Source organism: Algoriphagus sp. Y33, from assembly GCF_014838715.1.
Taxonomy (GTDB): Bacteria; Bacteroidota; Bacteroidia; order Cytophagales; family Cyclobacteriaceae; genus Algoriphagus.
Genome location: NZ_CP061947.1, coordinates 3762447 through 3774247, shown reverse-complemented (window position 1 = coordinate 3774247; position 11801 = coordinate 3762447). Strand labels below are relative to the sequence as shown.

Annotated in this window: 10 protein-coding genes; 1 reads left to right on the top strand and 9 read right to left on the bottom strand. The window is 41.4% G+C overall.

Annotated features, from left to right (window positions below; genetic code table 11):
* Nucleotides 1–89: 89 nt before the first annotated feature.
* The 9 genes from ID165_RS15120 to ID165_RS15080 all read right to left on the bottom strand — a co-directional run bounded on the left by ID165_RS15120 (nucleotide 90) and on the right by ID165_RS15080 (nucleotide 10757).
* On the bottom strand, nucleotides 90–290 hold the full coding sequence (locus ID165_RS15120; RefSeq protein WP_225586769.1) for a hypothetical protein: 201 nt from the start codon (nucleotides 288–290) through the stop codon (nucleotides 90–92).
* A 112-nt stretch (nucleotides 291–402) separates the two neighbouring features.
* Nucleotides 403–1047, bottom strand: coding sequence for an MOSC domain-containing protein (locus ID165_RS15115; RefSeq protein ID WP_192085735.1), 645 nt, complete (start codon nucleotides 1045–1047; stop codon nucleotides 403–405).
* Between the two features lie 286 nt (nucleotides 1048–1333).
* On the bottom strand, nucleotides 1334–1744 hold the full coding sequence (locus ID165_RS15110) for a PIN domain-containing protein (protein WP_192085733.1): 411 nt from the start codon (nucleotides 1742–1744) through the stop codon (nucleotides 1334–1336).
* A complete protein-coding gene (locus ID165_RS15105) occupies nucleotides 1745–1996 on the bottom strand; it encodes a DUF6364 family protein (RefSeq protein ID WP_192085731.1) in 252 nt (83 codons plus the stop codon). It lies immediately after the preceding gene.
* A 163-nt stretch (nucleotides 1997–2159) separates the two neighbouring features.
* Nucleotides 2160–3026, bottom strand: a complete 867-nt coding sequence (locus tag ID165_RS15100) for an SDR family NAD(P)-dependent oxidoreductase (RefSeq protein ID WP_192085729.1) — start codon at nucleotides 3024–3026, stop codon at nucleotides 2160–2162.
* A gap of 29 nt (nucleotides 3027–3055) precedes the next feature.
* Nucleotides 3056–3889: a hypothetical protein gene (locus ID165_RS15095; protein ID WP_192085727.1), complete on the bottom strand. Its 834-nt coding sequence runs from the start codon at nucleotides 3887–3889 to the stop codon at nucleotides 3056–3058.
* Nucleotides 3890–3892: 3 nt separating this feature from the next.
* Nucleotides 3893–4843: a Smr/MutS family protein gene (locus ID165_RS15090; protein WP_192085725.1), complete on the bottom strand. Its 951-nt coding sequence runs from the start codon at nucleotides 4841–4843 to the stop codon at nucleotides 3893–3895.
* Nucleotides 4840–6138, bottom strand: coding sequence for a deoxyribodipyrimidine photo-lyase (locus ID165_RS15085; protein ID WP_192085724.1), 1299 nt, complete (start codon nucleotides 6136–6138; stop codon nucleotides 4840–4842). Before ID165_RS15085 ends, ID165_RS15090 begins: the two co-directional genes overlap by 4 nt.
* 41 nt (nucleotides 6139–6179) lie before the next feature.
* The gene (locus tag ID165_RS15080; RefSeq protein WP_225586767.1) at nucleotides 6180–10757 is read right to left on the bottom strand and encodes a translocation/assembly module TamB domain-containing protein; all 4578 of its coding nucleotides are present in this window, start codon (nucleotides 10755–10757) and stop codon (nucleotides 6180–6182) included.
* A 29-nt stretch (nucleotides 10758–10786) separates the two neighbouring features.
* On the opposite strand from ID165_RS15080, the gene tsaD reads away from it, so the two are divergent.
* Complete coding sequence (tsaD, locus tag ID165_RS15075; protein ID WP_192085723.1) at nucleotides 10787–11800, top strand: tRNA (adenosine(37)-N6)-threonylcarbamoyltransferase complex transferase subunit TsaD; 1014 nt, start codon at nucleotides 10787–10789, stop codon at nucleotides 11798–11800.
* Nucleotide 11801: the final 1 nt, after the last annotated feature.

Genomic DNA, 11801 nt, shown 5'->3' with positions numbered 1-11801 from the left:
ATATTTTGGGGTTTTTGCAGGAATTGGATGAGGTTGAGATTCGATTATTAGGAATTTTGGTATTGCACCCTGATTACATTTTTACCCCCTTAATTAACCAAATGGATGTATTTTTTGCGTTCCTCATCCTTGAAGAAATCTGCTACATCTTGCTCATTTTCGAATTCCACCACGTGTATTTCATAAGGCATTTCTATATTTTGCTCGATAATGTTTTCAGAACTAGGTCTATATTTGAGTAGCAGTTTGCCCTTATGTTTTGCGATACAAAGGGATGGCAACTGCTTCAAACTCTAAAAAGCTTGCTTCCTGACCGTCCAGAATGTAAATAAGTTGAGTAAAATAAATCATAGCTACCCGGCAGTTAAGGAGTTGGTTACTTACCTATGTTTTGGCTAGATTTTAGGAGCTAGAATTGATAAATGAGCTTAATAAAAATCTCTTTTTTGGTGGAATAGCTTTGCTGCTAGAAGCAATTTTCAAGAGGTTCTGATTTTTATCTTTAGCAAAAACCAATCGGAATAAATCAGCGACGGAGAGACTTAACGTAGGTCGCTCAACTAGAATGAATTCATCATCAATGTCTACATATCCCTCTTCCAAAATACTGAGATAGGTTCCGCCAAAGCCATGTTGGATAAATTGTTTGATGACATGTTGAGTCCCAAACTTATGACCGAATTTATAGCAAGGTTCCCGGTATTGAGAAACCTGCACCAAGGTTTCGCCAACTTTATAAATGTCGCCTAAGTAAACTTCATTTTCATCAAATCCGGAAACGGTCAGATTCTCACCAAACATTCCCCAGGACCAATCCAGGTCTGGATACAGCTCTTTCCAATAAGGATATTGCTCCGCGGAAAAGATATAGCAAGCCTTATAATATCCTCCGTGATTTAGTCTGTTGGAGACTTCATCATTGATGACATCGTTTTTAGTCAAATAGATCGGTTTGCCTGTGGGCTTTTTATAAATCCCCGTTGTCTCTTCTTTTCCATTCCAGATGAAAGAAGTAGGCTTTCCAAGATTTGTAGAGATGATTTTCATGAGTTTTTCGAGCATTCTAATGAATGCTATATTTTGTGCTTATACCGAAGATTATTTCTGTTTTTCTTTTCAATTTAAGATTTTCTACAAATCACATCCTGAAATAGCTCATGATTTTGGAATTGTACTTTACTGAATTTGGAGTTGATATTTATAAATGTTGGCTTATATCTTGGCTAGATTGTCTATGTGCCGGTTAAATGCTGCCTTCCTAAAGCAACTTTGGAAAGATTCATGATTAAATGCGAAAATCTTTGGACCGGAAAATTCATCTTATAGGGTTGAATTACTTTTTAAGATACATTTCTGGAGATAGTACTGCCAGTTCACTTTTCTTATAATCCTTTATATTTCGAGTTAAAAGGATTGGAATATCTCCTTGATTTTGTGCAACACAATTTTGTAAAGCATCTTCAAAATCTTTGAATTTTGAATTTAAAGCTGCCATAACTACCTCCTTGTTCATTGTAGCGATCTCCAAAATACTTAAAAGCTGTTTCAGTTTATCTATGATTACCTCATGTTTGGCTGTTCTGCTCAGTAGGTAATAGACGTTGGAAATGATGACGGGTGTGGTGTAGCCAATTAGTTGCTTTGACTCACAAAGAACAAATATCTCCGTGGCAAATTGAGCAAATGGTTCTCGGTCAAAGAAAAAATCCAGAATCACATCCGGGTCAATAAGTACCTTGTCCATTTATAAATGCTTTTCTTCCAGGACTTTTTTCAACTCTTCTTTGTAATCAAAGTCTTCGGGCATTTTAAAAGAGCCCTTCAGAAACTTGACAATAGGTGTAAGTTTAGGTTTGTCTTCATCCCTATTTTCCTGGGTAAGGCTTTTCAAGTAATTTTCAATGATACCAGAAAGGCTACGGTTTTTCTCTTTTGCGTATTCCTTGGCTTTTTGAATTACATCCTGTTCAATGGTTAAGGTGAGTTTAGTATTCATAAGCTTTTTTTTCAAATTTAAGAAAAAACACCACACGTGTGTAATGTAAGTTTCTCATACGTGTTCCAAAAAAAATATTAGAATTGATTTTTGAGTTTATCTTATCAAACGACTGATGTGCTTGTTGCTCGGTTTTGTGGCAAGGGAAGTCCTTTCCACACTTTTAGTCCAAATAGGGTTGAGTGATTAGTTTACAATAATTCCACACTGCTTTTTCATTTTCCGGTGAATAATATTTCATACTCGGTCTTGCAATTTTTTTGTTGGAAAAGTATTTCCCTGAAATGTGTTCGACCTCCTTTGCAGTAGCTAAATAAATTGTGTTTTCAGCTCCTTTCTCAGGCGAAATGGCAAATAACATGGAAATGTTAAATAGTAGATCCACGACGAACCCTTTCTTCGCTCTTTGCCCAAAGGCTGTTTTGATCGTACCTGGATGTAAGGAATTTGCCGTGATATTGGACATTCCATTAGTTTTAAGTTCCGTTGCCAAACGTTGCGTGACCCAGATCAGGTATAATTTGGACAGTCCGTAGGCATTGCCAAATGAGTATTTTTTGGTTGATTGGATATCATCCAAATCCGGCGTTCCGCTCATGGTGTGTGCTCCAGAAGAAACGTTTATAATTCTTGCCGCTGGACTTTTGGCTAGGACTTCTAGCAGCAATTGAGTCAGGAGAAATGGTGAAAATAAATTGAGTGCCATTGTCTTTTCAAAACCTTCCTGAGTCGTTTCTCTCTCTTTACCGAAAATTGCACCTGCGTTGTTGATCAACACATCCAAACGCTTATGTTTTTTCTTGAACGATTCTGCCAGTTGGCTGACTTCCGACAGCAACAACAAATCAGCGATGACATAATCAATCGTGTCGTTGCCTGTTTCGGACTTTATTTCTTCACATATGGAGGCTGTTTTTTCCTTGTCCCGACCGTGTATGATTACGGTATGCCCTAGCTTTGCCAGAGCTTTTGCGGTTACTTTTCCTATCCCTCCCGTACTGCCTGTAATCAATATTGTTTTCCTGTCCATCCTGTAATTTAGCAGAATATTTCAGGTGATTATCCTAAGATTTTATCAAATAAATCATGTGCTTGCTTCTCAGCTTGGGCCGAAAGAGCAGTTTTCTCTGTTTTGAGCTCTTTTGCCCAATCCAGATACTTTTTGGAAACTACCTCCTTGGTGCCTAGAAAATGGGTCAGGGACTGAAGCGAAAGATGGTTGGAATACCAGGGTTTCAGATTGTTTTTCAGTGCCTCGATTTCTCCGTGTATTCCTGCCACGAATATAGAGTTGAACCCCATTTGAATCAGGGTGTTTTCCAGCATTATAATGGTGCGCAAGCCTTCAAATGTATCTTTCAACGCTTTGCTGTCCATGCTTCCTTTATGGTCTAACGCAAAGAATTCCAACTCCTCCTGAATAATCTGATTTACCGCAGTATTAATAGTCAGTGCTTTGATGCCCCGGCTGGCATTCATGGCTTTTTGATGAAATTCATCCCAACTTTTCAGCGTGCTTCCGACGATCAGATCGAACGCTTCTGCGTATAGTTTCTTTTTGTATTTGTCCAGATGAATACGATACCCGTTGTATTTGATGCCTAAAACTAATTCACGGTTATTCAGGCTTTTCTCTGCGAGTTTGAAATGGTGGATTTTGCGCAAGCTTCTCTTCATCAGCTTGAAGTCCGAGAAAATATTGAAATTCAAGCCTTCAATATCAAAATGAACTTTCGCCATCAAGTCGGCATACAGTTCCAGAAAGTCCATTTTACCGAGGAGTTCTATGGCTTTTTTTGATTTGATCTGCTTTCCCAAAGTCAGAAAAAGTGCCTTTGCCTCTTGATGTTGTGATTCAAAAAGCTGAAAGACAGGGGATACTTTTGCCTGCATAGATTAGGTGATTCTGACCAAGGTAGCACCGTAGCCCCACTGATCTTTTTGAGTATCCTGAAAGTACTTAATATTTTGGAGTTGACTGAGGCGCTTGTGAATTTCTTTGCGAAGTACTCCATTTCCAATGCCGTGGATAAACGTAATCTCATCCATCCCGGAGGCCATAGCCTGATCCAGATTTCTGTCAAATGTCTCCAGCTGCACACGAAGCATCTCCGAATTGCTCATTCCTTTGGAATCAGTCACCAGTTTTTCGATATGTAGATCGATGGATCTGGCAGGTTTTACAGCTTTGGGAACCTCAGATTTTGGGGTTATTTCTCCCAATTCCTGATTGAGAGCCCGAATGTCGAGTTCCTTGGTAGTTTGCTCCAGCGCAAAAATATAGGCGGTTTTGTCCAGTCGGGGAGCTTTGCTCAGATGCTTGAAAAACTGGGTGGGTTTCATCTTCAATTGCCGCTCAAAAGCGGGAATGGCCTTTTCCAGTTGATTGTGAATTGGGATAAACCGGAGCAGAAAAGCTGGCCACTCGTCCATTTCCTTTAGTAATCTATCATCAAATTTCTTCGCTTCCCCCGGATTGAGGGTGGTGGCAAGCAAGGTGCGATGATTGTCACCAAACACTTCTGATACATGGGACAAATATGCCTGACGGCTGTCATTGATCAAATAGAGGCTGAGACTTTGGTCGTTGATAGGAAGAAAGGTGAGGTATAGTCCTTGGTCCTTTGGCCCGGAGATGGGGATGGGCGTATCTATATCCTTTTCTTCTACAGGCTTTTCTCCAAAGTGGCTCTTCTCAGTTTGGTGAATGAGTACCACTTCTGATTTCAATGCCGGGATGATAAATCCGTCCTCGATTTCTATCTGTATTCTACCACTTGAGGAAATTTTGCGGATAATTCCCTCTTCCTTTCCGTGAAGTAGTCTTACTCGGTCTCCGATATTCATTGATTCAGGGCTGTTTTGTAGGTGTCGATTGCACGTTGCCTTGCAAATTTATGATCTACGACCGGTTTTGGGTACTTATCTGAGTTTATTTCAGGAATCCATTTTTTGATGTACTTCCAGTTCTTGTCAAATTTCTCCTGCTGGGAAGCAGGATTGAACACCCGGAAGTAGGGTTGGGCATCTGTGCCCGTGCCTGCAGCCCATTGCCAGCCTCCATTATTTGAAGCCAATTCATAGTCTAGCAGCTTCTCTGCAAAATAAGCCTCACCCCAGCGCCAGTCGATCAATAGGTGCTTGGTAAGAAAGGAAGCGACGACCATCCGAACGCGATTATGCATGTAGCCCGTAGCATTGAGCTCTCTCATACCTGCGTCTACGATAGGATAACCGGTTTTGCCTTTGCACCAAGCTGCAAATTCCTCTTCGTTGTTTCTCCATGGGATACGGTCATAGGCTGGCTTGAATGCATGATCGACTACTTGGGGATTGAATGCCAAAATCATCATGTAAAATTCCCGCCAGATTAGTTCATTGAGGAAGGTGGTGTTAAGCGCTGCTGCTTTTATCGCAAGTTTCCGGATGGAAATAGTACCAAACCGCAAATGGATTCCCAGTCGTGACGTGCCGTTTTTGGCTGGGAAATCACGGGTTTCGCTGTAGTGAGCAATGATTTCTTCGTCCGCGGTCTTGGAAGGGATAGTGATGTCGCTTTTGGCAAATCCCATTTCTTTCAATGAAGGGATTTCAAAAGGACTGCTTTGCATTAGATTCTTCCAATGCATGGGTTTAAAATCCTCCAGGTTTGAAGGATCAAACTTGCTCAGCCATACTCTGCTGAACGGGGTGAACACTTTATAGAATTCTCCTGAGCCATTTAAGATTTCGCCGGGCTCGAAGATCAGCTGGTCTTTGAACAAACGTAATGGTATATCTTGCTGATTTAATACTCTCGCTACCTTTTCATCACGGCTTTTGGCATAAGGTTCATAATCCCTGTTTGTGAAAACTGATAGGATTTTGTAAGTGTCAAGTAGTTCTTTGAAAACAGCCTCCGGATCCCCATAGCGGACTAAAATGGAAGAACTATGATCACCCAATTTTTGGTGAAGTTTGCAGACTTGCTCATGGATAAATTCCACTCTGGCATCCTGTTTATTCTCTAGTTTATCGAGTATATTTCTGTCAAAAATGAAAAGAGGTAACACATTTTCATTCTGTTTCAGTGCTTGATAAAAACCGTGATTATCATCAAACCTTAGGTCTCTTCGAAACCAAAAAATGCTGACTTTTTGCATATAACTTTTATAGAAGTAAGCTTAAAAACAGAACAATTGTTTTAAATCTCTCCTTGCTTGAGCATTTTGATTTTTCGTTCCTGATCCAGCGAGTCTAGTCTTTCTTCTATATTATCCAGCGGGATAGGCTTCCATTCCTCTTTATTTTCAAACTGGTAGCGAAGAAAATCGTCTTGATCATTTATGATCAATTTTTCATTTTTCTTTCTGGTTATTTTTTTGAAAAGCTCAGAGAATGAATTGAAAGAAACACTTTGTGACAAGGCTACCCCGTAAGTGGCGACGTTTTTGGAAAGAGAAAGCGAGGTAAAAGTGTTAAAATTATTCCTATTGAAAATCCGGATTCTATAAACTCCGTCTTCTGTAAGCATATATTCTGCCTGCCAATCACCTATGATGGAAGATGCATTGGCGGTGCCCTGATTGTCAGTAAATCCACCATCCCTTGATACGCGAAGTCGACCGTCAAGGAAAGTATAAGCTACACTCAGTTGGAACGTCTCCAGTGCATTTTGATCCAGAGTAGCCACATCCAGGTCGACTTCCAGATTTTTGTCTACCTGACCAAGAAAGCTGTTAAGCTGGGTAGAAAGCAATTGCCCCAAACTTGAAGAGATAGTGGACACGCCTGAAAATTGCCCTTCCGGCGAGAATGAACGGGTCATAATCACTGAAAAAACCTGTCTGTTCATTTCCTGCTCATCATTCGCTATTTTATTTTGGAAAGAGGAAATGGTCGTCTGGGTTTCTCCGCTGGAAGGAAATTCGGTGAAGTCAAAACCAAAATTAATTTCTGGGGAAAGCAATTGACCATCCAGATTCAGCAATACTTTGACAGGGTATCTTCGGCTGGCATTTGTACTTTGGTTGTCTGCGGTTACCGTATTCACCAACAGCGGCTGTAGGGATACACTTTCGGTGTATTCAGCCGAAATGTCCATTACTCCTGCATAGGGATCTCCATACCACGTAATTCTACCACCGGGCTTTATGCTGAATTGCTTTTTTACCACGTTATAGAGGGAGAAGTTATACTTTCCCTCCGTGATTTCGTAGGTGCCGTCTAGTGTAAAATTTCCTTGAGTATCCACATTCATGGTCAATACGCCACGACCTCTTCCTGTGATTCCTTCCTCAGTCCGTGGGTCAATAATGATTTCAGCATAAGCATCAGGGGTGATGTCAAGGACGAAATTCATTCGCACATTCTTAATTTCCAGCCTATTTACCTCCTCGGCAATTTGTTTGATTCTTACGGTGTCTTGGATGTTGATCATATGAATGAAATCCTCCTGAGCTTGGGTGTTGTCACTGCTCAGGGGAATATAAATTCTGGTGTTGGGTTGACTGGTAGCCCGGGCGTTGATATCCATATTGGTAGGGGTACCTACCACTTCTGCCGTTCCTGTGACAAAGGCAGTCCCATAAAACGTCTCATTATCCTTGTCCGTGGTGTTCATAACCTGAAGATTGGCCATGTTGGCTTTGATATCCAATCGGATGTTTTCAAATCCCTGATGAGTTATTCCGCCGGTGACAGTCGCAGTATTCCCAAAGAGATCTTTGAGTTCCATCTGCTGAAAACTGACTTGAGTGGGCCTAAAGAGAATGTCTCCATTGAGTAAATAGGTCGTTTTGAGGTAGTTTACAGTAAGCTTTCCATTGTTTAATCTTCCTGTTCCCTCTACTTTAGGTTCAGCCATTGTGCCGCCCAAATCCATTTTTCCTGAAACAGTACCGCCCATATTTGACACGTAATTAGACAAAAAAGGCTCTAGAATCACCAAGCTAGCATCGCTCAGTGCGGCATCCATATGAATCTCCTGATTTTCGTTAAGTATGTAACCGCCTAGATTGATAGTTTCTTTGCCCTCAATGACATTGATCAGAGATACTTGCAATTGTGTAGAGTCCAAATTTGCCTTCAGATTCATATCCCCGATTGGGAACTGATTTATGGAGACCTTACTTAGGTTGAAATCACCACGCATCAGAGTTTGGTCAAGCAGATGATCAAAGGAGATCAAGCCATTTGCTGTGCCGTCAAAGTTTTGGGGGAAAAGCGTATTAAGCAGGTCTACATTTACGTCGTTTACAGTCAGGTTCAGTTGATCCTCGGGCTGGTTACCGGCATTTCCCTGAAGTGAGATGGATTGATTCTCGTTGAAAAGCTTAAGACCGTCCACCTGTATCGACCCAGGAGTAATTGTGATCAGGTTCAGCGAATCAAATTTCCATTCTCTATCCAGAAGTTTCAGCGATGAAGGCTCAAAGACAAGTTGCGTGTTTTGGGGGGCAAAACGAGCCGTAGCATTGATTCTAGCTGAACTTTGGGTAGAGTCCTGATCTAGGCTAAAGTCAATATTCATATCGTCCTTGTCCCATATTGCCTCAAATCCAAAGTTGGTAAACTGAAGTGATTTGCCGATTTCCTGCGTTTTGGAATATACGTAGAAGGAAGCTAATATATCCGGACTGTTGATGAGTTTGGAGGTGTTGAAGTCAATATTGATGTTTTGAGCTGAATTACCCTGGAATTTCAGTGTGTCAATACTTGTGAAAAAGTTAAATACGGTGTTTTCCTGCGTTTGATAGAATGCACCTTCCAAAACCATGTTTTTTGAAAGGCTGAGATCCGGCTCTAAAAGTTGGACAATCGGATTGATGTTGATCAGCCGAAGGTTGAGGTCGAGATTGTAGATTTCCGAGAAATTTCTTTCAAGATCTGCTATAGGCTGTTCTTCATTTAGGATAATTGCGATATACTGTTTGGTTAGAATATTCAGATCTCTTCCCATTTGCTGGAGGTTAAACTGTCCTGAAGCGGCGGCGACCAGGTAGTCGGAATTAATAGACATGGTGCGCGTGCCCCCGGCAAAAAGAGATTGAAAATTAAAATCCCCCAGCTCCAAAAATCTGTCTTCATAGCCCACTTTGATGTTTCGGAATCTGGCTATTCCCTGAATGTCATCCAGTTCGATTCCTTTGACGTCAATATCCAGATTTCCGCTGAGGAAGGTGGCCTTATCCGTGAAATTCATCCGGTCCAGAAATGCAGTATCAATTTGCAGGCTCATTCGCACGGAATCAGTAGCTTCACGAAGGTTTAATTCTCCATTTGCATTGATTTTAAAATTCGGGTCATTTACTCTAATATTCCCTTTGAAAAGATCCCGTCCATAGGTTGCGTCAGTTTTGATGCCGGTGTAGACGTAGTTTTTTAAGCCAAATCTTGAGACGTCCGCATTTACATCGATCAGTAGGTTGTCAATAGAGTTTCCTGTTGTATTTACGCGGCCTTTTAAGCTTATTTTTTGTAATAATTCCCTTCTTTCAGCTATAATTCCCAAGTCAAGATTAGTTGTGGTTAAGTTGGAAACTGTAGTAGGTAACCCATCTACAAGGTCAAAACTCACTCTGCCACTAATGTCTCCAATGGATGTTTTGAATTCTCCATTGGTATCAAATCTGTGCAAATAGCCTGCGAAATCAGCAGTTAGACGGACGGTGTTGAATTTGTTGATTTCCTTGGAAATATTGCTTGGTAAATAAGGGGCTAGATCATTCGCAAAAATGGTCGAGTTTTTAAGAGAGAGATTAATGTACGTTTCATTGATATCGGGCAAACCATCCAGCCTAAAAGCTCCGAAGATTGCCGTTTTTTCTCCAAGTCTTATCAGAAGCTCCTCCGAACGCATATCCGATACAGGACCTGCTACTTTTCCCGATAGATAGATTTCATCGTCAATATCCGGAAGAGAAGGTGCGAAAAGCTTAAGATCTCCCAAGTCAAGCTTGGTTTCGGTTAAATTGGTAATGATTACTACTTCTTCCACGAAATTGGAAAACGCAGCAGGAGTGGCATATTCAAACCGCAGAAAATTTTTGATATGACTGTTGGCAGATTTCAGACTTAGCTTGTCAAATTCCATAAATTCACGGGCATAGGTCATATCAGTTTTGAGCTCCATGATCTCAAACCCTGAAGTCAGTTCTGTCCCTGTTAGCATTTCTACATCAGCCCCGATCTCAGAACCTTCCAGATAAAAGTCAGAGGCATTCAAAGTAATATTTGAAAAACGAAGCTTATTATAATTCAGTCCTTTGGTGATTGCGTCTGTGATCTCATTGACGATAAAGATCTCGGAATTTCTCAATTCCACCGAGTTAATCCGAAACTGAGTGGGTTTGTTGCTCTTACTTTTCGTGCTGAACATATTGGCCAATTCCTCTACCCACATATTGATATTCATGGCCGAATCACCCTCATGAGTGAGCATATGGAGCTTCGCATTCTCCATCCGCACGGCGTTTATGGTGGTGACTCCGGGAGGGAATAAAGAGAGCAATTCAAAATCAGCATGTATTTTTTTCGCCCCAATCATTAGGCTGTCCCGATGATCCCGGATGATGACATTGTCTAATTCCAAGGCATCCCACCACGTAAGTTTGATCTTTCCAATATCTGTATGAAAAGATGAATTGTTATTGAGAATACTTGTTACAGTGTTGATTACCTTATTTTGCACCCAGGTGATCTGGAGACTCAGAGCCACCACTATAAAAAACATCACCAATGAAAAGACGATCCATAGCAACACCCGAAACGCTTTGTGCAAAAAATCCGTAACTTTCGCGTTCTTTTCCAATGGGTACCAACGATATCTTTATTCTAGCAATTGAATCCTCGTGTGACGAGACCTCTGCGGCTGTTATAGCTGACGGCAAAGTACTTAATAATATTGTCGCCACGCAATCTGTTCACGAAAAATATGGAGGGGTAGTTCCTGAGCTTGCATCCCGGGCACATCAGGAAAATCTCATCCCAGTGGTGCAGGAGGCTATTTTGTCATCGGGGATTTCCAAAGACCGGCTTTCGGCAGTAGCTTTCACGCGGGGCCCCGGATTAATGGGGTCTCTTCTGGTAGGTGTAAGCTTTGCCAAGGCATTTGCATTTGCGAGAAACATTCCATTGATTGAGGTGAATCATATGAATGCGCATATTTTGGCACACTTCATAGAAGATCCGAAACCGAAGTTTCCATTTATTTGCCTGACTGTGAGCGGGGGACACACACAGTTGGTCTTGGTTCAGGATTATTTGGAAATGAAAGTGATAGGAGAGACCCAGGACGATGCCGTAGGTGAGGCTTTTGATAAAACTGCAAAACTGCTGGGTTTACCATACCCTGGAGGTCCGCTTATTGACAAATATGCCAAAGATGGTGATCCGAAAGCATTCCAATTTCCGATTACCCGGATGCCCGGATTGAATTATTCCTTTAGCGGGATAAAAACTGCGGTTCTGTATTTCCTTAGAGACGAGCTGAAGGGGAATCCGAAATTTATTGAAGAGAACCTGGCGGATCTTTGCGCAAGCATTCAGTATTCTCTTGTGGAGATGCTTTTGATCAAGCTGAAAGCCGCAGTAAAGGAGTATGGTGTGAAGGAAATTGCAATTGCGGGAGGTGTATCGGCCAACTCAGGATTAAGGGATACCCTTTCTGAACTGGCAGCTCAGAAAGGATGGAATCTGTACATTCCAAAATTCGAGTACTGCACAGACAACGCAGCCATGATCGCCATGGCAGCACATTATAAATACCTGAAAGGAGAATTCTCATCCATGGATGTCACTCCTCTCGCAAAAATGAAAATCTAAG